We start from the raw sequence: 22,198 nt of genomic DNA, 5'->3' as shown, positions 1-22,198 counted from the left end.
TTAGATTCAATCGGACAATACCAAGAGCAGTGTTTTTATTTAACCACCCCAGTTTTCACGATCCAGACTTCTGTAATGAATTGCTTCAGAGAGGTGGTGTGGCAGCACATTTTTTTCGTTCTCCAAATCAGCAACCGTGCGCGCAACTTTTAAAATGCGGTCGTAAGCACGTGCCGAAAGTCCCAGTTTATCCATGGCATTTTTTATGAGTTCGTTTCCTGCTTCGTCCAGTTGTATATATTTGCGAATTAGCTTCGAATTCATTTGTGCATTGGAATAAATCCCCTTGTGTTCAGCAAACCGTTCGTCCTGTATTTTACGCGCCACAATTACCCGCTGGCGCACGGTTTCACTATTTTCCGAGGCTTCCATTTCCGACAGCTTTTTGAATGGCACGGGAACCACTTCCAAATGAATGTCTATTCGGTCGAGCAGCGGCCCGGAGATTTTGTTGAGGTACTTTTGTACAACGCCAGGCGCGCACACACAATCTTTTGCCGGATGGTTGTAGTACCCGCACGGGCAGGGATTCATAGAAGCTACCAGCATAAAACTGCTGGGATATTCTACTGAGAATTTTGCCCTCGAAATGGTAATCAGCCGGTCTTCAAGCGGCTGTCGCATTACTTCCAGCACTGTTCGTTTGAATTCTGGTAGCTCGTCGAGGAATAAAACCCCGTTGTGTGCCAGCGAAATTTCTCCGGGTTGCGGGTATGTTCCTCCGCCAACTAATGCTACGTCCGAAATAGTGTGATGCGGACTGCGGAACGGCCGCTGTGTCATCAACGATGTGTCTTTTCCAATTTTTCCGACCACCGAATGAATTTTTGTTGTCTCAAGTGCTTCTTTTAGTGTAAACGGGGGCAGTATTGTGGGAATCCGTTTGGCCAGCATTGTTTTTCCTGAGCCCGGAGGTCCAATTAAAAGGATATTGTGACTGCCGGCTGCTGCAATCTCCAGCGCCCGCTTCACATTTTCCTGGCCTTTAACATCGGAAAAATCCAGAGGATTGTTGTTGATTTGCGCATAAAATTCTGCGCGGGTGTCAACAATGGTTTGCTCCAATTCTTGTTTGCCGTTGAGGAAGCCCGTTACCTCGTGCAGGTTTTCTGCGCCAAAAACTTTCAGCTTATCAACTACAGCTGCTTCGCGGGCATTTTGTTTGGGAAGTATAATTCCGTCGAACCCCTCTTTTCTGGCGTTAATGGCAATGGGTAAAACTCCTTTTATTGGCTGTAATGTGCCGTCGAGCGACAATTCGCCCATCAAAATGTATTTGCCCAGCTTCTCTGAACTGATTTGTTCTGAAGCCGCCAGAATAGCTGCTGCCAGTGGCAGATCGTATGCCGAGCCTTCTTTTCGAATATCGGCAGGAGCCATGTTGATGATAATTTTGTAACGGGGCCATTTGAACCCATTTAGCCGAAGTGCAGATTCAATGCGTTGCTGACTCTCTTTTACAGCACTGTCGGGCAGGCCAACCAACAAAAATTTGATGCCCTGTGTAACGTCAACTTCAATGGTGATGGTTGTGGCATCGATTCCGAAAACTGCGCTGCCGTATGCTTTTACTAACATGGGAATGGGTTTTGTTTCGACTAATTTATGATTAACTCATTAAATTTAAGAATTTTAACCCGAAATGCAATAGTAGCAGCACTTTCTGTGGTTTCCCGGTTTCAAACAACGAGAGCATTATCATCGCATTCACGAAGGGATATTTTGGTAGGAAGACCTGAATTTAAATAGCGGATATGGACAAAAGAATAAGTGTGTTTTCTGTGTAAAGAACCTGGATTGAAAATGCCCGTCTGCGTTTTAAAAGTTCAGCTAAGTCATGTATAATTCGGCTCCATTATCTTTTTCAGATTGAGGCCTTCTCTATTCATGTGTTTTTGGGTCGTCTCAAAAATTTTTTTGACGGTGCCTTTTCTCAATACCAGAAAAAGCTTGCCGAATTTATAATGCGTTTTTGCAACAAAAAGAGTTTTCTCTTCCCGCGGTTTAATAATCCATTCGAGCTTCGTACACATGATTGACGTTGGCCATGCAGGCTTAAATGTAATTTTTTTATTTTTTACGCTTTCTATGCATGCTCCTTTAATTCTTGTTTTATGCCCGTCAACAATCTCCAGCGAGTCGAACTTCGCACCCCGGGTTAATGGTTCTCCTTTTGTCCAGCGGAAATAGTGATGCTCTTCCGGAGCCCATGTTTTATAGTTGCTTTCAAGATTGTGAAAAAACTTCCAGATTTTGTCGGGAGCCGCGTTTATTCCGGTGGAAGATTCAATAACATAATTTTTGATCAGCTTCATTCTTTTTGTTTTTTCAGATTTACCCGGTTGCTTGTAATTGCCAGACTTGTTCCCAAATTATGTTTTATATTACAATTTCTTCTTGCTTTTCTTTTTTGTCTGATACGAAAGCAATTATTACCAACATTATTACCGCTACTATGGCAACGTACACTCCTGCAGGAATTGGAGCAGGCTCGCCCTGCGCATAGGAGTGCAGTCCGGAGAGGTAGTAGTTTACACCAAAATAGGTCATTAGAACAGAGCCAAAGCCAACCAGCGATGCAGCGCTAACGGCATAGCTCCCTTTAAACCCGGGTATTTTGTGCATATGAACAATAAATGTGTAAGCCAGTATGGTAACCATTGCCCAAGTCTCTTTCGGATCCCATCCCCAGTAACGACCCCAGCTTTCGTTAGCCCAGATACCTCCGATAAACGAGCCGGCCGTTAACATAAAAATGCCGAGAATAAGCGAAATATGAATGATTACCACCAACTCTTTAATTGTGTGATTCACCCGTTTCTTATTTTTTTTGTTTCTGAAAATTATCAGCAACAGGTTCAGCAAGCCAAGCATCGCACCAATTCCCAGAAAACCATAACTGGCCATAATAATAGCAACGTGAACAATGAGCCAGTACGACTTTAAAACCGGTACAAGGTTGGTTATTTCCGGACTCATCCAGCTAAAGCCGGCAACTAATAGTGTTAGCCCGGCAAGCAGAGTCGTCAGCGACAGTGTTATTTCGGAGCGGCGCACAAAAATAATCCCCGACAATAAAGTGGCCCAGCTTACAAATACCATCGACTCGTAACCATTACTCCACGGGGCGTGTCCCGAAATGTACCAGCGCACAGCCAATCCTGCCGTCTCAACAGCGAACAGCAGCAGTATAAAAATGAAGCCAACTTTTTTTAGTGTTGCCATTTTCGTTCTTGGGTTGAAAATGGTGTAAAGTTGTAGTAGTAGTAAAACCAGGCCGGCCGTTAATAATATTTTCGAAAGCTTCCCGAAAACATCCCATTTATGGTACAGAATTTCGAGTTTGATTTTTGATGATGAAGGAATGATCCGGGCGCCCTCTTTTTGTTGGTAGTCTTTTATTTGGTCCAGAATCTGTGAGGCTGTTCCCCAGTCGTAGGCAGCAACAGCGCCCAGGTAATTCCGGGTGGCCTGTGCTGCAAAAACCGCATTTTCTTCAAGCGCTTCAGCATCGTTTGCAGTCACCCATTTTTGATTCTCGTGATTCGGTACCGGAAAAACGGTAAAAAAGTTTCCCGAGAAAACATTGAAAAGAATGTTTACGCGTTCGTCCACATTAATAATTTCCTTGTCGAGTTTGTCGCGCTCACTGCTTTTCTTTGAAAATGCTTTTGAAACCGCTGCATTCAGCCGGTATCCTCCTTTTTCGCGCGGTAAAACAATGTTGTTAAATGATGTGTAGTCTCCCGTAACATCCAGCATTTTCTTTAATTCCGGATTGGCAACTTTTATTATGGCGACACTTTTCCACTGCTCCGGATTGGATTGCATCGAAAGGAATACTTCTGATGCCGACATACGTTCCCATTTATTCTTTTTGGCCACTTTGCGCAGAATTTCCGAAGCCAGTGTTGCTGTTGGCTCAGTCCGCCCTTTGGTGCTTTGCAGCAACAACTCTTCAAATTCCGAAACATGCTTCTTATTAAGTGGTATTATGTTTTGCGCATCTGCATTTACCGACGAAAAAAGAACTCCGAAAATAATAACCGCAAACAGTTTTTTCCGCTCGTTGCTTAGCCTGGCAGATGCTCTGATGAGTTTCATAAAACGGCTGTTTTTGTTGAACAGCGTGAGAATCATTCCAATGGCCATAATCAGGTAGCCGAAATAGGTTATTGACGTTCCCCAGGCGTCGCTGTTTACTGAGAGAATTGTGCCTTTTTCATCGGTGTCGTACGATGACTGGAAAAAACGATAACCCTGGTATTTCAATATATTGTTCATGAATATGCGGAAGGGCTTTTTCGTGGCACCGTCTTTTAGTACAACTTCGCTGGCGTAAGACGACGGGCTGTTGGACCCCGGATATCTTTCCAATTGAAAATCGGTTAAATAAATGGAAAACGGAAGCTCAATTTTTTTTGAGCCGAAAGAAACAGTTACTTCTGTGCCGTTAATAGTAGTAGTGTAGCTTTTCCCAACTACTCCTTTTGTGCCGTAAACTGCCAGTGTTTTTGATTGGTTTCCTACTGTAATTTCAGTTTGAATGGCGTCGCTGGTTGAACCTCCTTGTTGCGGAGGCGAGTAGGCCAGCCGGGTAGTTGCGTGCTGAAAAAACTGTTTTACGGCAAAGTGCATGTTGCCGCTTGAGTACACGGTTTGTGTGTTCATTTGGTGTTCAGTTTCCGGAGGGATGGATGCTGCTTTTTCGCCATTCATGCCCATTATAAAAACTGAATCAGAAGCGACAAAATATAAGTTCCCCTGTTCAATTTTTAAGTTGATGTCCGTGGCGTTGTCCGGCATGTTAAAGCCAATGATTTTTCCAAATGCTGTTTTGTTGTCTCCGCTTTTTAGATTGAAATCTGTCCGCTGCATTCCTTGCCCCACGGCCATGAGCGAGACAATTGGCTCTCCGTTGGGATCGGGAACCACGGTTTCGGCTGCTGAAGGAACATACTGCAAATTTTTTACGCGAATGGCTTTTCCGTTCAACTCTATTTCTTCTGAAAAATGGTTTGCAGTGTAAGGCGAGAATTTTACCTCAACCTCCTTTTCTGCGTTTGATTGTCCGTTGTCAGCCGTTATTTTAACGTATGTTTCTTCGGAAACTATAAAGCTGGCAGATTCTCCTTCGCGAATGTGCATGGTGCCTTCGTACCCGAAATAACGGGTAACGCCGGCGCCGATAATAATAAAAACAAAAGCGATGTGGAACAGAAATCCGGGCCAGCGTTTTCGGCTAAAAAGCTTGTTCTCGAATACGCTTCCGATGAGGTTGATGCAAATAATTGCCAAAAGTATTTCGAACCATCGGGAATTGTAAACTAATATTTTGGCGGTGAGCGTACCGTAGTCGTTTTCGATAAATGTGGCGTAACCAATGGCTATTGCAAAGATTATTACCAGAATTCCGGTGAAAAGCATGGAGAACAAAAAAGAGACAAATTTTTTCATTTGATTAAGATTATTTGTTTTCAACGGTGCCGTATGAAACGAGTGTTTTGTTCATCTGTTTTCGTCAAATATCGCAATGCTCGTATCATAATTTGAAAAACGGCTTTCCAAAAATAACCAAGATTGGAAAGCGGGAAGAAAAATTGTGGTAAAAAGTAGTGATTAGCAATTGGCAAAGTCGATAAAGATGTGCTGATAAAAGCTTTTGGGTGGGTGATTTCCAAAAACGATTGCTTTTCTTTAGAAAATGCCTGAAGAACAGCGTGTGGTTTTGCTGTGCCTTTTCAGGAGTGCCAGCCGGTAAGAATGCTCTTGTAATTTTTCCCCGGTGGTTTTCCCATGGATGCAACGTACAGGTGAATCAGTAAAAAGAGAAAAACGAAGAATCCTAATATTCCGTGTAGTACAGCTGTTATCATAACTCCGCTAATTCGAAACACCTTTTCAATTATCATTTCGGGGAAAAGCAGTGCAATTCCGGTAACAATAAGAGCCGGTAAAAAAATGTACATCACAAAAATGTAGGAGTATTTCTGAAGCGGATTAAACTTTCTTTTTTCGGTAACCGGGTAGGGCGAACTTTCTCCTTTAAACATTCCGGAGGTGTAGTACAAAATTTGTTTCATTAACCTTTTGGGCAATCCCTGTACTTTAACACGGTAGTGTTGCCCGTTTTTCGTGAGAATGTTTCCCAAAATAAAAATGAAATAATTGAATGTTATAATAACTCCAGCAATGTTATGAACTGCAATGGCAATGTCGAATCTCAGCAAGAGAGCTCCTCTTGTCGAATAGTGTAAACTGATGCCTGAAAAGATTAACACAAGAATTCCCAGGGCATTGATTCCGTGCCATATTCTCAACCATAAAGGATACAGATAAAGTTTTTTCCCGTTCTCCATAACACTATTTTTTTAGAATCCTTAAAATTGTGTGCACGGCAATTCCTCCAACAGCCGCAAAGAAAATTATGGCAAATATGGTGTTCAGATATGGAACACGCGAAGCCCCGATTACATAGTAAGTATTTGAGAGATTTTTGTTGGAACGGTTAATGGTAAAAAGCCCTAATATTGATTTTTGGGAATTCTCCCCGTCTTCGGACCGCGTTTTCAGGTTTTGGTATTTATACAACGACGCTTGCAATATTGAATTGGATGAATGACATTCAACACAATTCCTGGTGGCGAGTTCTTTCTTTAATATATTATGCGAAACCATTAACGAATCCTGCACCTCTGTGTGGCATTCGATACAACGCACCCGTTTAAAGTGCAACTCCTGATTGGGCAACCAGCTGTGTACGTCTACCAGTTTTGGCTTGGTGCTGTCAGAAACCAATTGGTACATTGTCATGTTATCGTGGCACGAAAGGCACATTTCGTTGCTGTAGTTAACAATTTCCCTGATGCTGTTGCTGTTTCGGGCAGTGGGGCGGTAATAATGCTGATTGTGACATTTTGAACAGGAAAACTGATCTCCGTGAGTTTCGTAGTGAACACTTTTGTGAAATTCTTCTTCAATTCTGTCGAACTGCCAATCCTGGTATGTTGGGTCTCCGCCGTGGCAATCAATGCATGTCATCATGGGTTCGAGTTTTAACTCACTGTCGTGGGGATAAGTTTCGTAATCCATTGAGTGGCAGTCGATGCAGTTGAATGCATGATGCACCCCTCCAGCCAGCTGAACAGTATCGAGAATATAAAAAGGGTTCATCAACCGTTTTTCCTCTTTTTCTGTCCAATCGTTGTAAAGGGTGTACGTTTGCGAAGCATGGCATTTCAGGCAGGTTTGGTTCTGCTCGGTAGTGTTTTGCCCCGGTGAACTGATTGCACAAAAGATGACCGAAAAACAAAGCAAAAAAAGTGTGCGAACGAAAAACCTCATGGCACAGGGAATTATAAAAACTGCCCCGGAAGATCTTTCCCGGAGCAGAATTCGATTTTATAACCTATTTTAAAGACCTCACAAAGTTTATTAAAGCCCAACGATCTTCTTCATCCGGAATTTTTTTCTCGAAATTAGGCATTTCGTCCATGCCAATAATCGATTGGTAGTAAATTTCTCCGTCGGTTTGCGCCTGGAATTTGGCATCGTTAAACGGGATCATGTGGGCAGTCATGCTGGCTGCTTTTGGACCATCGCCCAAACCAACATTCCCGTGGCACGATTTACAGTGCTTTGCGTAAAGCATTTTACCTACCCGGTCAAGCGATTTGTCGCCGGCATGCGGGTTTTTCATTTCCTTGTACTTCGCCGGTATATCCCAGTTGTCGAGCGTTTCGGTGCTTTCTGTCGGCGAAACAAAAGCAGCCAGGAGAATCCCGGAAAAGAGTACAACTAGCGGATATGTTAAGAATTTAATTTTACCTTTTTTCATGATAAATTAATTTTATGATTAAACATTAAAAGTTCCAGATTCTGGTTATTGTAAAGCCAAATGCCAAATTTTCCCAACTGAATTTGTTGGAATTCCACATCATTATATCCTGTGGAATAATTCCTTTGGAGTTGCCCATGTATATTTGAAATGCGTGGGTGCTTGTGGCAATTTCAACACCAAAAGAAACGTTGGACTGGTGATGTGGCGGCACTTCCAGTTGCTCCGAAATCTGTTGTATTTTTAGCGGAGCGTCGTAGTTGAATATGAAAGAAGACTGTGGCGAGAAATTTATCCTTCCGTTGAAATGAAGTCCGATTTTGTCGTGGTCAAACTCAGGGTCAACCAGGTTGTAGTGGGTAAAACTTACCCCGGTTTGCAACGAAAGCCAGTGGTTAAATTTCCGGCCGATAATTAACTGCGAAAAGTAAGATAACCGGTCTGGAAAGTTGAAATCGAATTCTGTTTTTCCTTCGCCGGAGTGCCATGTTTTTCCGGTGCCAAATGCACTTTCGTTTCTTCCGTCAATGGCAACTACTCCGTATAAAGCAACTGCAACCGGAATGGTGTTTTCCCGGGTTTGCTCCAGAATTGTCCATTTGGCATTCAGGTCGGTGTACATTCTTTCTTTGCTTAATCCAATCCCTGCCTGAAAATTTTTGAAAAATACGTAGTCAAGTGCAAGTCTGATGTTAGCCGCCGGTGCATAAATTCCGAAGAAGTCGGACTTTCCATTTTCGATGGTTCCAAATTTATGCTGTATGGCAAACTCCAATGTCCCTTTAATGGGAATCATGGTTGTTTGGTTATCTATTAAATAACCGCTGGCAAACGGTGCTCGTACCGGCTTGTCTTTTACCTCTTCTTCCTGGGCAAAAATTCCGGAAAATGGCATCACCGTAAGTAGCAGCATTAATATGTAGTTCTTCATCTTTAGCATTTTAATTGCGATTAGTTATTCTCGGCGCCCTTTTGTATCCACGCCAGGAGCAAAGCTGCCTGTGCAGCAGTCAGTTTTTTGTAATGACTTCCGTCGGGGCGGGGAACATTGTAAATTCTGCTGTTTTCGGGCGTGGTTTTGTCTATATATCTTGTACTGTTGAGCGATGTGTAAGCGTTTTCAGCCCTTAAGTCGGGCATCTGATTTCCGCTATGGCAGGCCGTGCAGTTATTTCCACTGGTGAAAATTGGCAGTATGTCTTCCGAAAAACTTACTGTCTGCGACGGGTCATCCGGGTCAATAACAGGAATCTCTTCCGGAACTATCCAATCGTATTTACATCCTGCAAATGCCATGGCCACCACAACAATCAACAACAATGTTTTTAATTTCATCTTTATCTTTTATAGAATTTTCATTCATATACCGGTCTCTGCAAACTACAACAAGCGATGTTGGCGTGCGTTTTAGTTTGCCTGGTAGTTGTTAAGAGCTTCGATGGTGTTCATCAAAAGAGCCACTACGTATTTTGGATTGTGTGCTCCCTGGCTGCGATCTTCTTCCAATCCAATCCAGTTGAAATAAGCCTGTGCATAAAGTGTCGGGTAAGTCCCCGGTACCGGATGATAACCTTCTTCGTCGCTTCCTGCAACCACACTTAGGTCAATTAGTTTGTCTCTTAAACTAACAAGTAAGCCGTGAACCTGGGTTTGTTTACCTCCGTAGTTGTAGTCGTCGAGAGAAGTTCCGTGGCAATCGTTACAAGCTTTTAAACTCGGAATGAACGAGTGACCGCCCTGGCCGGTGTTAAAATCGCCCATGTGGCAACCTGTGCACGAAGCCTGTGTTAAATGTGCGGCAGTGCCTGCGTCCGGATAAGGAACCGAGCCGGGAATCTCTTCAAACCCAACGCCGGCTAAAACATTGGCTTGTGGTCCGTGGTGTGGTCCCCAGTGAGTGTTTGTAATTCTGAACGTTTCTGAATCAGGGTTGGTAATAGATGGTCCTGCTGTGCGGGTTTGGTGACAAACTGCACAAAGGTTACTGTTCCCTTTCATGTCCAGTGTTACAGAAGAATTGAAGTTGGCAGTTACCGGGTCGGATGCACGTAAGGCGTAATCCACCCCTTCGAATGTTTTGTGGATGCCGTGGCATGTACTGCATTTCCATGCACTGGGGTTGGTTATGTTTCCGGCAACGCTGCCAAGCGTCATCGTTTGAACAAATTGTTCGTGAGAATGACAGGGTGCGCATCGGGCTTGTGCTCCGGCATAATCAACGGCTATTGCACCGGCACTGTGGGCTGACATTGCAAATTGTCCCTGCTTCTGCTCCATGTTGGTTCCCGAGTGGCATACCAAACATGTAACATTCCCGTCTTCTCCATCCATCCCGTCTTGTCCGTCGGAGCCGTCAGCTCCGGCAGGTCCCATGGGGCCTTCCTTTACACATGAGGTGGCCAGAAGTGCGAACACAAAACCCAAACAAATAAGTTTTAAAAAAGATACGTATTTCATAACATGACCAGTTTAGTAATTTGTACTATAAAATCGTTTAAATACTTTATAGCGTAAAATTAGCATGGAAACATGTAGCCCCGAAGGGACAACTAATGATATATCAATTGGTTGCTATTGATAAAATCTACAGCATTTATTGATATATATCAATTATCCGTTTTTGCTAATTTCTTGCAGGGCTTCTTCATTAAGTATTTCAATTGTATTTCCATCTGTTTTTATGAGATTAGAAGATTTGAATTGTTGAAGAATCCGCACCAGGCTTTCTTTGGTCATGTTCGACATGTCTGCCAAATCCTGTCGTGTTAATGGAACTGAAAAAGGATTGGTTTTGAAAATGTCGTTTTTCAGATAGAGCAGTGTGTCTGCTACGCGGCCGGGCATGTATTTCTGGGTTAATACCACCAGCTTGTCCAGCAATGCATTGTTCTGTTTGGCGTGGTGCCTGAGCAATTCAACCGCAAACCGGTTATTTTCCGAGAACAGTTGCGAAAGCTTTGTGGTATTTATTAAGCAACAAGTTACCGGAGTAACGGCAGAGATGGTGAATCGTTGTACATTCCCATTGAATAAATCGCCGCCGGTAACAAAATCGAGTTTTTTTATCAGGCGAACCACCAGGCTTTTTCCTTTAATGCCTTCAACATAAACCTTGGCCAACCCGTCTCTAACGCAAATAACGTAGGTTGACGAGGTGTTCTGTTTAATAATGGTTTCTCCGGGTTTGTACCTGATTTGTTGTTTCCCTTCTACAATAGAATCAAGCTCATTATTTTCCAAATGTTTGAGGAGGTTGGTGTCGTCGCTTTTAAAGCAATTTTTGCAACAACAATTCAGTGTTTTTTCACAGTTGTCATTGTGCTTTTCACATCTGAAGCATTCAAAATTTATTTCTTTTAACACTATTCCCTCTTTCAAAATCATTTGTTTGTTGGGTATTTAGCCTGTTTCTATATGTAGTAAGCGAAAACTCAAATCTAATAAAATAAGTTTATGAAAAAAATGTCTTTTAATACAAAATTGAATTAAAATTTAGTTTCTTACATATGTGCATATCTTTGAATGTCAGAAGCTTTTATTTGCCTCTTCTAAGACCAGGGTTGCCATTGTATCAATCCATGCCGGCTCTGCATTGAGGCTTTCTACAAGCTGTAATTTCTCTCCGCCGTTTTCTAAGAATATTTCCCGGTATTCATCGCCAATTTCGATAATGGTTTCCAGGCAGTCGGTAACAAATGCCGGAGCAAAAACAAGGATGCGCTTTTTCCCTTCTTGAAGTTTCTGCAGCATCACATTGTCGGTAAATGGTTCCATCCAGTTTTTGTCGAGCCTCGATTGAAACGACACGGTGTAATTTTCCTTTTTCAGGCCCAGCTCTTTTGCCAGAAGTCTTGTTGTGGCATAGCATGTTGCCCGATAGCAGTTTTTGCCGTATTCGGGAATGGAGTTTTGGCACGAGCACTGTGTGGCTTTTATGTCGGGGTGGCTGTTTTCGAGATGGCGGTTGGGCAGGCCGTGGTACGAAAAAATAACGTGGTCGTAATCAGCAAGGTTGTATTTACGCCCTTGTTCTGCAAATGCCTGAATAAACTGCGGATTGTCGTAAAACTGGTTAATAACCTTTAGTTCGATGTTGGAGTTTTGCCGTTCTAATTCCTGTTTAACGGCAACAACGGTAGTTTCTGTGGTTGATTGAGCGTACTGCGGATAAAGGGGAAAAAGAATTAGCTTTTTGAATCCCTGCTCTCTTATTTGGCAGATTATTCGTTTGTAGTCGGGGTTTTGATAGCGCATGGCAACAAACACTTCAAACTTGTCTTCGAGTTTAATCTGGAGTTTCTGCTTCATTTCAAAAGAATGAAAAATGAGGGGTGAACCCTTTTCTGTCCAAAGTAATTTGTATAGCCGCGTTGAATTTTTTACCCTAAACGGAATGATGATGAAATTTACCAGAAATTTGCGAAGCAGCCAGGGCAGATCAATTACCCGCTTGTCGTTTAAAAATTCGGTGAGATACCTCCAGACTGCACCTATTTCTGGCTCGTCGGGGCTACCTACATTCATTAGTAAAACGGCTGTTTTGTCGTTATTCATGCTCTATGTTTGCAATTTTTGCAGCAACAGTTCTCCCCTGATTAATGCGGTCGGCAATGCCAATTCCATCGCGAATATTTCCTGCAAGTATCAGCCCCGGGTGTTGTTTCTCCAGGGTTTCGATAGTTTTCAGTTTTTCTTCTGATTCAAATCCATATTGCGGAATCGCATGGCTGTATCGGAATATTTTCAACAAATCGGGTTCGAATTTTTTCAAATGAAACATTTCTGTTAACTCTGTTCTGACAATTTCAACAATCTTTTCATCAGAAAGTTCTGCAATTTCGGGCCTGCGTATTCCGCCCAGAAATACAGACAGTAACGCGCCTTTTTCGGGGGCTTTATCCTTGAAAAATGAAGAGAGAAACAGCGCTCCTAAAATTTTTCTTTGTTCAATAAAAGGAACCAGCCCGCCAAACGCATTAAGCGGAATGCCGTGCCAGTTGTTGAATCCGACAGAAACCTGTATTACTTTTGAATATTCCATTTGGGTAATGGAACCCAGTTTTTCTTTTTCGAGAAAGGGGAAAAGTTCCGGCAACGCATATCCTCCGGTTGTGGATATTACGTGAGAAAACTCTTCGCTCGACTGCGAGCACAAAAATTTGCTTCCCTTTTGAGCAAATGAAAGATTGTTGCTGTTCAGCCGTATGTTTTCTTCTCCAACGTTTGTCGCCAATGCATGAATCATGTTGCTCAGGCCTCCTTTAACGGAGAAAATTTCTTTTGTGGCTTTCTTGTCACGTTCGCTTTTGGGCTCTTTGGCCTTTTTGAGAGCGCCTCCAATAAAGCTGCCGTAATTTTGTTCCAGGTTGTATAGTTTCGGAAAAGCATATTGTGTAACCAGCCGCCCGGGGTCGCCAGAATAAATGCCAAGAATAAACGGATCTATAGCGTAATTGAGAAAGCTTTTTCCCATGCGGCGCAAAACCAGCTGTGCCAAAGATTCGTTCGGGTTAGTTCCTTTTTTTCGGAAGGGCTCGCCCAGCAGTCTCAGTTTGTCAGGAAAAGAAAACAGGGGCGTGGAAATGCCAGAAACCAGTCCGGAAGGAAGTGGCACCCAACGATTATTTTTCCATATCCACCGGGCTTCTGCAGCATCGTCGGCCACTTCGAGGGTACATTCGTGTTGCAATTCTTCCAGCAACTCCACCACTTCCGGTTTTGAAAGGATTCCGGAGTTTGGCCCGCTTTCAAATGTGAATCCGTTTTCGTGATGGGTTTGAATGACACCTCCGGGGCGATCTTCTTTTTCGAAAACCACGAACGGAATTCCTGCTTTTTTCAGGTAGAATGCAGTAGTTAGCCCGGTTAGTCCGGCGCCGGCAATAGCAACCCTAATGTTTTCCTTGTCTTCCATTTGTATGATGTTTACAACGCTTTTGAAAATCTTTTGGTTTCTTTCTGAAGGTTCGGGTCGAATTGGGCCGCAATGTTTCGAATGAAAAATCTGCCGGTTGGTGTAACCTGAAAATTTTCCTCTTCGTCAATCTCCAGAAGTTGATCTGCTACAAAACCATTAAACAGTTTTCTATCGAAATTCAGTGCATTTTTAATCTCTTCTGCCGAAGTGTTGAATTTTTCAGCGGCTTCTTTAAACGACAGGTATTCATTGCACATCATTTCGTTAATTACGTGCCGTATTATTTTTTCCTGCCGGTTCAGATGGTATCCCTTTTCAATGGTAAACTGCCCTTTGTTGATTAATTCAACATAGCTCTCGGGGTTTTTATCGTTTTGGGCATATACACTTTCCAGCTGGCTTATTCCTGTTGCTCCAAAAGCATATACTTGCCCGGTGGTTTCGCGTGTGCAATATCCCTGGAAATTCCGGTGAAGCTTGCGGTTTTTCAGGGCAATGCTCAAATCGTCGGTGTGTTTGGCGTAGTGATCCAGCCCGATGGGGGTGTAGCCGTTTCCGGTGAGTATTTTAAAGCCGGCTTCAAACATGGAAAGCTTTTCTTGTGCTTCCGGGAGGCCCCGTACTTCAAGAATTTTTTGGGCTTTTTTTATCCACGGAACATGGGCATACGAAAATGTTACCAATCTGTCGGGCGAAATGTCCACGGCCTTTTCAATGGTTTCCGAAAACGATTTTTCGCTTTGAAACGGAAGGCCGTAAATAAAATCGAGGTTTACCGATGTGTTTTCAAAACCTCTAATCCAGCTTACAATTTCTTTAACCGGTACATTTGGTGCGTCCCGGTTTACGTTGTCCAGCACCTCCTGTTTAAAGTCCTGAATTCCCAGGCTGAACCGGTTGAATCCTGCCAAAACAAGTTGGCCGGTATAGTTTTCATCCAGCATGGCCGGGTGGCATTCAATGGCAATTTCAGGCTTTTCGATGAATTGAAAGTTTTCGTGAATAAGTTCCATTATTCCGCGAATCATTTCAATGGGCAATGAATTTGGTGTTCCGCCTCCCCAATGCACCTGCGATACTTTACGCGAGGGGTCAAGCAGTTTCTTCACCATTTTTATCTCTTTTTTCACTGCTTCTACATACCGGCCCATTTTTTCTTTGTCGCGGGTGTATTGTGTGTTGCATCCGCAGAAATGGCACATTTTAGAGCAAAACGGAATGTGGATATACAACGAAATGTTTTCGGGCCACTCGTGATTGGATTTCTCAATTGCACTTACGTACTCGTCGGCTCTAAAATTTTCGTGAAAAAAATTTGCAGGCGGGTAACTGGTGTACCGTGGTACCGGAACGTTATATTTTTGAATGAGGTTTTCAGGAATTTTCATAACGATTGTAAAAGTTATTCTTAAAAATGAACGGGATGAGCATAAAGATAAGCAATCCGATGCCAACTTCAATGCCAAAAAGCCCGCGATATGTAATGGTGTCTGCTACCTTTCCGCTCATTACCGCAATAATGAGGCTGCTCAGGTGTGTAATTACAATTTGAATGGTAAAGTCGGTTCCTTCTCTTCCTTTGCGAACAATTTTCATGGCCAGTGTGTACACAAAAACCGACGACATGGCGTAGGCGCTCCATAATAATGCGACACCTATATATATAAGGTATAACGGATGACCGGTAAATGTGAGCCCGAAAAAGAAGATTGCCACCAACACATTAATGGCAGGAAAAACCCAGACTGCTTTGTTCAGCCCGACTTTTCGGATGAATATTCCGGCGGGAATCGTCATTAACGCTCCGCATGCTGTGCCGAATATTCCGGAAATGAACCCGATTTGTTTTACGTCGTAGCCCAGGTCAACCAGGTAGGGTTTTACCATGGTTAAAATGGCAATCAGCCCGGAGTAAAAAAGAAACAGCAAGAGCAAATGGCCTCCGATTTTTTTCTGTCTGAAAAAGTAGACGAACTCCAGAGGCGAAATGTTTTTCCTCGATTTGTCCAATTGCTTTTTCTCCTTTGCCGGGTATATTGAAATGGGAATTAAAACGATGAGTACAAAGGCCGCCAGTGAAAAAAGGAGCGATTGCCAGCCCCAGTAATGGTAAATTACAAGCAGGACACCACTGCCCATCAGGGTTCCTATAAAATTTCCGGCCGACTGCATGCTGTTTCCGAGGCTGCGTTCCCGCTCTTTTAGAACGAGAATGGCAAATGCATCGGTGGCAATGTCGTGGGTTGCCGAGGCCGTAAATGCAATTACCATTAATATTATGATGGTAGAGAAACTTGTTTCGAGATCTAAAAAGCCAATGGAAAAAATTACTACTGCATAAAATGTTTCCGAAGCCAGAATCCAACGCCTGTACTGTTTTGTACTGCTACAATTTCTGTCTACCATTGGCGCCCACAAAAATTTCAGTATCCATGGCAACTTTATCAATTGCAAATACCCGATGGATTCCAGCGAATAGTTCTCCATTCGCATGATAACAGGCACTACTGTTGAAAAAAAGCTCATGGGAATAGACTGTGCCAGGTAGAGGCTCAGCAGCGTGAAATACTTATTTGCTTCTTGCTTTTTCATTTTTGCTAAAACGTAACTTTCAGATTAACACCAAATGTAGCCGGTTTTCCTATTTGAGCATAGGAATTTCCCAATGCCTGAAAGTAAAACGAGTTATAGTCGGCATTTAAAATATTCTTTCCCCAAAATGAAAAAACAACATTGTTTTTTTCGAAGTTTATGCGATGGTTCAGCAATCCGTAAAAATTTTGGTAAGCTTCGTTCGACTCGTGCCAGTAATGCTTTCCAAAACCGTTGTATGAAAGGTTGAACCGAACTCGGTCGAGCCATTTTGCCCTGACATTTACCATGTAATTACCTCCTACATTAAACGAATATTTGGGGACATAAGGTAAGTAATTTCCGCTGTAATCCTGATTTTCGTTTTTTACGTAATCAATAAATTTTGCTTCGTTGTACCCAAAAGTCAGCCACGTTTCGAAGTTTTGGGCAGGCAGTGCTTTCAACTCCAGTTCAACACCTTTGCTTTCCGATTTTCCTGCATTGGTAAGCATCGAGCCGGTTCCGCTGGGAACAGTTTGGTAAACCTGCTGGTTGGTCCAGTCTATGTAGAAAAAAGCCAGGTTGGCATAAATTCGCTGTTGTAGCCATTTGGCTTTTAATCCGGCTTCGTAATTCCACGATTGCTCCGGATCGAAAGTGCGGTTTTCGTCATCTTCGAAAGTGGAATTAAACCCGCCTGAATTGTACCCTTTTGCAACAGTAACATAAGGAACCAGGTACTCGTTAATGCTGTATTTTAGCGCCACTTTCGGAAGAATTTCAAAGAAATCCATATCGCTGTCAAACTCTTCTGCCCGGGTTGAATTTCCGTTTCTAACACGGTCGTCTGCATAATCGAGGGTTGCTTTTTCGTAGTCGGCGCGAATGCCTGCAGAAAATGTAAATCCGCCCAAATCGAGAGTGGACTGGTGAAAGAACGCAACTCCCGAATTGGAGTTGTTGTAGGTTTTTGTGTAATAATATTCCGATAAAGGAATTTTGTATTTTACCAGGCCGTCTTCTCCGTATTCCACGGTAACCGCTTTGTCAAGCAGTTGTTTGAACCCAAATGCTCCGAACAGCCAGTTGTAATTTCCATTTTGGTTCGACTCAATATTTATTTCCTGTGCCAGCATTTGCAACTGCTGATCTTGTACCACGAAAAACAGCGATTCGGGAGTGAAATCCTGGTCGATCTCCTGAAAATCGTCCAGCGACTGGAAACTGCTTACCGCCCGCACCGAAAAATCAGTGGCTGTGTATTTCAGGTTTAACCCGGCCGATAAAAGTTTGCGGTTGTATAAACTCTCTTTGTCGTACGAAATTTCGCCGGCTGTCATTTTTTCTTCGTCGAACAATGCGTAAGGGTATCCGCCCTGCCTGCTGTCTTCGTATTGGATATTTGCCAGTGCGTTAAATTTTTTCGAAGGCGTAAACAGCGCTTTCAACTGCCCCGAGTAGCTGTTTATTTTATCTACTTCGGTATTTGAAAAAGTGTTGTTGTAAAACCCGTCGTTGTGCCGTTGATTCAGGCTTCCCTGTAGTGCAACTTTTTTTCCGATTGGTTGATTGTGGGTGATGTTAGATCGAATCTGGTTGTAATTTCCATAATCTACCGACACGGTTGTAGCCCGTTTGTCTCGTGGTTTATTGGTGATTACGTTTATTAGTCCGCCCATGGTGTTGCGCCCGTAAAGAGTTCCCTGCGGGCCACGCAAAACTTCAATGCGTTCCACGTTATAAAAGTCAAAATTGAAAGCCGCTTTTTCGAAATAGGGAATTTCGTCGACATACAATCCAACCGAAGGCGTGTTAATACGATTCCCAACACCGCGGATGTACACCGGCGAAGTAAGTTTTGATCCGTAATCGGGCATAAAAAAGTTGGGAATCAGGGTCGAAATATCCGTTAGGCTTTCCACCCGGTTATTTTCAATTAAACGCTCCGGAATCATTGATGCCGCTGCCGGAATTTCAAAAACATTCCGGTTGTATTTGGGCGACTGAATAACAATTTCGTCCAGTTTATATTTTTTGATGCTGTCTTGTTCTGTTTCCCGGGCAAAAGTATTTACCTGAAAAAAAGATATGGTAAGAATTAGTAATAATAATTTCTTCATGATAATTTTTATGAAAAGCAGATAATGTAAAAAACAGGCACCGTGTTGCCCGGTAACATTTACATTTTAAATAGAATACAATGAAAAATCAGGCAGCCGGGGGAGGTCGGGAGAAATACGAAAAAGCAATATTAATTGAAAAAAGCGGTTCGTTTACCGGAATCAGAATTTTTGTTTTCCGATCCATGTAAAATATCTGCTCCAATTTGGGCGAGATACTTGAATGTTGCTTGTTAAAATCAAAGTTTTCGCAGTCGCTTCCGTGTTGGGTGTTAGCAGATAACGCTACTTCGTGCCGGATGTTTTTTTCGCCGATTGCGGCCTCTTCGTCAAAATTCTTTTGATAGTCGAACAAGAAGAAAAAAGCATAGAAACACACAAAAGCAATATAAGGGATGTGTGTTGTAAATATACCAATTGTAAACATGCTGCTCTTGTTCTTCAGGTTTTTGAATGCACAAAAATAGGATAAACCTTTGTCTTTAAAAACTAGGCAGGTCTTTTTTTTGTTGATTTATCTCAATGGCTTCAATTGATTTCAAAAAAGTAAGTTTTATCGTATTTTTGGCAAAATTTAAGAGTTATGCTACCACAAATAGAGAAGATCTCAGCACAAAAACAACATATCTCAACCGCTGTTTTGTTTCAAAGTTTTGATTCACTTTCCCTTTCTCCGGAAATTGACTCCGGGTACTTGAAGGAAAAATTATCGGAAGAAACCGAATGGACAATTTATAAACAGCCCGCAGTGTATTTTTTTCATAAAGCCGCGGAAGATGAAGAGTTGTGCAACCGCGCAGAGGCAGCGCGTCAGGCAGGTTCTAAATTTTTTGATGTGCTGAAAAGCGAGAAAATCACCACATTGCAAATAGTTGGTAATTCCGAAAACAGTGCAACGCTTTCTTTTTTGGAGGGGATGTTGCTTTCGGGGTACTCCTTTTCAAAATACAAAAAAGAAAAAGACGGGTTTGCCCTTTCTCATATTTTTGTTGTTGACCAACAGGTAAGTGACCAGCAAATTGTTGAGCTGAAAAATGTTGTAGATTCGGTTTTTCGTGCACGTGATTTGGTAAACGAACCGCTTTCGTTCCTTACTGCTACCCGGTTTTCCGAAGAAATGGAAAAGCTGGGAAACGAAGCCGGCTTTACGGTGGAAGTGTTCAATAAGAAAAAAATTGAAGCGCTGCGGATGGGGGGTCTGCTGGCGGTAAACAAAGGGAGTATCGATCCGCCCACATTTAGTATTCTGGAGTGGAATCCCGAAAATGCAGTGAACGACAAACCGGTTGTTCTGGTTGGTAAAGGAGTGGTTTTCGATACCGGAGGACTGAGCCTGAAACCAACGGCAAAATCGATGGATTATATGAAGTGCGACATGGCCGGTGGGGCAGTGGTGGCTGCAACTATTTACGCTTTGGCAAAAAATAAAACTCCGCTTCGCGTGGTTGGGCTGGTTCCTGCAACCGACAACCGGCCCGATGGAAATGCATATGTTCCGGGGGATGTGATTACCATGTTTGACGGAACTACTGTTGAAATTAGAAATACCGATGCAGAAGGACGGTTGTTGCTGGCCGATGCATTGAGTTACGCAAAAAGGTTTGATCCCATGTTGGTGATCGACCTGGCTACCCTGACCGGCTCTGCCGAAATTATTACCGGCTCGCAGGCGTTGGTGGCAATGGGTACCAGCCCCGAAAATTTACAGAAACTAAAAAATGCCGGCGAAGAAGTTTACGAACGAATGGTGGAAGTGCCGCTGTGGAAAGAGTTTGCCAAATCGTTGAAATCGGATATTGCCGACCTGAACAACCTGGGCGTTCGCGAGGCACAAACTTCTATTGCCGGGAAATTTCTTGAACATTTTACCGATTATCCGTGGTTGCATCTCGACATTGCCGGAGTTGCTTTTTATCACGAAAAAGACTTTTATCGCCCCGCTGGCGGCACAGGTTTTGGCATCCGCCTGCTCTACCACTTTTTGAAAAAATTCAATTAAAAACGTAACTTTGCCTTTCGTTTTTAAGAGACTAAATATTAATCTGATAGTAATTCGAGAATGACAGATATAATCAAAGTAGGAATATCACATGGCGACATAAACGGGATTAGTTACGAAGTAATTATGAAAACCCTGATGGACCAGCGTATTATGGAAATGTGCACTCCCATAATTTACGGCTCGCCAAAAGTGGCTGCATACCACAGAAAAGCGCTTAATATTAATAGCCTGAGTTTAAATCATGTGCGCTCGGCAAAAGAGGCAGGCCCGGGGCGTGCCCACGTGCTGAACTGCATCGACGATAATGTTCGTGTTGAACTGGGGAAATCTACACCTGAAGCCGGAGAAGCTTCCTTTATGGCACTGGATAAAGCAGTGACCGACCTTCAGGATGGATTGATAGATGTTCTGGTTACGGCGCCCATCAATAAAGACAATATTCAAAGTGAAAAATTTAATTTTCCGGGGCATACCGAGTTTCTTGCCCGGAGGTTTAATTCCGGAAACTTTCTGATGCTCATGGTGAGTGAAACCATGAAAGTTGGTGTGGTTACTACGCACATGCCAATATCTCAGGTTGCTGAACATATTACCAAAGAAGTGATTCTTTCAAAACTGCGCATTATGTCGCAATCGCTTCAGCAGGATTTTGCCATTACGCGTCCGCGCATTGCGGTGTTCGGGCTGAATCCTCATGCCGGAGACAATGGATTGCTCGGAAGCGAAGAGAACGATATTATACTGCCGGCTATTGTTCAGGCAAAAAAAGAGGGAATTATTGCTTTGGGACCTTATCCTGCCGATGGCTTTTTTGGTTCTGAAAATTATCGGAAATTTGATGCTATTCTTGCTATGTATCACGACCAGGGGTTGATTCCGTTTAAGCTGGCGTCTTTCGAGCGCGGAGTGAATTACACTGCAGGGCTTCCTATTGTTCGTACATCTCCGGCACACGGAACAGCTTATTCAATTGCCGGCGAAGACAAAGCTTCTCCCGACTCGTTCAGGCAGGCGCTTTACCTTGCTATTGATATTTACCGGAACCGGAAAACTTACGAAGAGATTTCCAAAAATCCACTAAAGAAATACGACATCCATTCGAACCAGGAAGATGAAAGTGTGGACATAGAGGCAGAAGACGATCAAAATTATTAAATCTTTTACCCATGTATGAATTTATCCGGGGGGCAGTTGCTGATTTAAATCCGGCAAGTGTTGTGGTTGATGTAGGCGGAATTGGTTATTTCGTGAATATTTCGTTAAATACCTACAGTCAGGTTAACGGCAAAAAAGAGGTGAAGCTGCTTATTCACCAGGTAGTTAGAGAAGATGCTCATGTTTTGTACGGTTTTGCCGAAAAGCGGGAGCGTGACCTTTTCCGCAGCCTTATTTCTGTGAACGGGGTGGGAGCCAGCACTGCTCTGATGATGCTCTCGTCGTTGAGCCCGGATGAGATAACTTCTGCCGTTGCCACGGGGAATGCAGATGTGTTGAAGGCGGTGAAAGGAATTGGTACAAAAACGGCCCAAAGGATTATTATTGACCTAAAAGACAAACTGGGTAAAATGCCCGAAAGCGGTCAAATTTTGATCTCAACAGACAATACTATAAGAAATGAAGCGTTATCAGCATTAGTCATGCTGGGGTTCGCAAAAAAGGATGCAGACAAGGCAGTGTCCAAAATCATTAAGGATGATCCCGGAGCGACCGTTGAGCGTGTGATAAAAACAGCATTAAAAAGGTTATAA

Annotated in this window: 19 protein-coding genes; 3 read left to right on the top strand and 16 right to left on the bottom strand. The window is 43.0% G+C overall.

The window, feature by feature from the left end; translation table 11 throughout:
- Positions 1–39: 39 nt before the first annotated feature.
- The 16 genes from BUB08_RS14205 to BUB08_RS14130 all read right to left on the bottom strand — a co-directional run bounded on the left by BUB08_RS14205 (position 40) and on the right by BUB08_RS14130 (position 18,875).
- Complete coding sequence (locus BUB08_RS14205; RefSeq protein WP_073002539.1) at positions 40–1,578, bottom strand: YifB family Mg chelatase-like AAA ATPase; 1,539 nt, start codon at positions 1,576–1,578, stop codon at positions 40–42.
- 257 nt (positions 1,579–1,835) lie between these two features.
- Positions 1,836–2,315, bottom strand: coding sequence for an SRPBCC family protein (locus BUB08_RS14200; RefSeq protein WP_073002538.1), 480 nt, complete (start codon positions 2,313–2,315; stop codon positions 1,836–1,838).
- A 64-nt stretch (positions 2,316–2,379) separates the two neighbouring features.
- Positions 2,380–5,457: a cytochrome c biogenesis protein CcsA gene (gene ccsA / locus BUB08_RS14195; RefSeq protein ID WP_073002537.1), complete on the bottom strand. Its 3,078-nt coding sequence runs from the start codon at positions 5,455–5,457 to the stop codon at positions 2,380–2,382.
- 284 nt (positions 5,458–5,741) lie between these two features.
- A complete protein-coding gene (locus tag BUB08_RS14190; protein ID WP_073002536.1) occupies positions 5,742–6,359 on the bottom strand; it encodes a cytochrome b/b6 domain-containing protein in 618 nt (205 codons plus the stop codon).
- Positions 6,360–6,363: 4 nt separating this feature from the next.
- Entirely contained in the window at positions 6,364–7,344 is a 981-nt protein-coding gene (locus BUB08_RS14185; protein WP_139249719.1) for a cytochrome c3 family protein, read from the bottom strand.
- A gap of 64 nt (positions 7,345–7,408) precedes the next feature.
- Positions 7,409–7,837, bottom strand: coding sequence for a c-type cytochrome (locus BUB08_RS14180; RefSeq protein WP_073002534.1), 429 nt, complete (start codon positions 7,835–7,837; stop codon positions 7,409–7,411).
- A gap of 25 nt (positions 7,838–7,862) precedes the next feature.
- A complete protein-coding gene (locus tag BUB08_RS14175) occupies positions 7,863–8,768 on the bottom strand; it encodes a DUF5777 family beta-barrel protein (RefSeq protein WP_139249718.1) in 906 nt (301 codons plus the stop codon).
- A gap of 20 nt (positions 8,769–8,788) precedes the next feature.
- Positions 8,789–9,172 (bottom strand): hypothetical protein, encoded by a 384-nt coding sequence (locus tag BUB08_RS14170; RefSeq protein ID WP_073002532.1) that lies wholly within the window; start codon positions 9,170–9,172, stop codon positions 8,789–8,791.
- Between the two features lie 72 nt (positions 9,173–9,244).
- Complete coding sequence (locus BUB08_RS14165) at positions 9,245–10,294, bottom strand: hypothetical protein (protein ID WP_073002531.1); 1,050 nt, start codon at positions 10,292–10,294, stop codon at positions 9,245–9,247.
- Between the two features lie 153 nt (positions 10,295–10,447).
- Positions 10,448–11,077, bottom strand: coding sequence for a Crp/Fnr family transcriptional regulator (locus BUB08_RS14160; protein ID WP_175550012.1), 630 nt, complete (start codon positions 11,075–11,077; stop codon positions 10,448–10,450).
- A gap of 285 nt (positions 11,078–11,362) precedes the next feature.
- The gene (gene hemH / locus BUB08_RS14155; protein WP_073002529.1) at positions 11,363–12,391 is read right to left on the bottom strand and encodes a ferrochelatase; all 1,029 of its coding nucleotides are present in this window, start codon (positions 12,389–12,391) and stop codon (positions 11,363–11,365) included.
- Positions 12,384–13,751, bottom strand: coding sequence for a protoporphyrinogen oxidase (hemG, locus tag BUB08_RS14150; RefSeq protein WP_073002528.1), 1,368 nt, complete (start codon positions 13,749–13,751; stop codon positions 12,384–12,386). The genes hemH and hemG overlap by 8 nt, the downstream gene beginning before the upstream one ends.
- Positions 13,752–13,762: 11 nt before the next feature.
- The gene (gene hemN, locus BUB08_RS14145) at positions 13,763–15,142 is read right to left on the bottom strand and encodes an oxygen-independent coproporphyrinogen III oxidase (RefSeq protein WP_217651624.1); all 1,380 of its coding nucleotides are present in this window, start codon (positions 15,140–15,142) and stop codon (positions 13,763–13,765) included.
- The gene (locus tag BUB08_RS14140) at positions 15,129–16,346 is read right to left on the bottom strand and encodes an MFS transporter (RefSeq protein WP_073002527.1); all 1,218 of its coding nucleotides are present in this window, start codon (positions 16,344–16,346) and stop codon (positions 15,129–15,131) included. Before BUB08_RS14140 ends, hemN begins: the two co-directional genes overlap by 14 nt.
- Positions 16,347–16,351: 5 nt before the next feature.
- A complete protein-coding gene (locus tag BUB08_RS14135) occupies positions 16,352–18,448 on the bottom strand; it encodes a TonB-dependent receptor (protein WP_083570775.1) in 2,097 nt (698 codons plus the stop codon).
- 88 nt (positions 18,449–18,536) lie between these two features.
- A complete protein-coding gene (locus BUB08_RS14130) occupies positions 18,537–18,875 on the bottom strand; it encodes a hypothetical protein (protein ID WP_073002526.1) in 339 nt (112 codons plus the stop codon).
- 156 nt (positions 18,876–19,031) lie between these two features.
- Between BUB08_RS14130 and BUB08_RS14125 the strand changes: the two genes are divergently transcribed.
- The 3 genes from BUB08_RS14125 to ruvA are packed head-to-tail and all read left to right on the top strand — an operon-like array spanning position 19,032 to position 22,198.
- Positions 19,032–20,447 (top strand): leucyl aminopeptidase family protein, encoded by a 1,416-nt coding sequence (locus tag BUB08_RS14125; protein ID WP_073002525.1) that lies wholly within the window; start codon positions 19,032–19,034, stop codon positions 20,445–20,447.
- Between the two features lie 60 nt (positions 20,448–20,507).
- Entirely contained in the window at positions 20,508–21,605 is a 1,098-nt protein-coding gene (gene pdxA, locus BUB08_RS14120) for a 4-hydroxythreonine-4-phosphate dehydrogenase PdxA (RefSeq protein WP_073002524.1), read from the top strand.
- A gap of 11 nt (positions 21,606–21,616) precedes the next feature.
- On the top strand, positions 21,617–22,198 hold the full coding sequence (gene ruvA / locus BUB08_RS14115) for a Holliday junction branch migration protein RuvA (RefSeq protein ID WP_073002523.1): 582 nt from the start codon (positions 21,617–21,619) through the stop codon (positions 22,196–22,198).

The sequence above is a fragment of the Mariniphaga anaerophila genome (assembly GCF_900129025.1).
In the GTDB taxonomy this organism is placed as follows: Bacteria; Bacteroidota; Bacteroidia; order Bacteroidales; family Prolixibacteraceae; genus Mariniphaga; species Mariniphaga anaerophila.
This window is presented reverse-complemented; position numbering and strand designations above follow the sequence as displayed.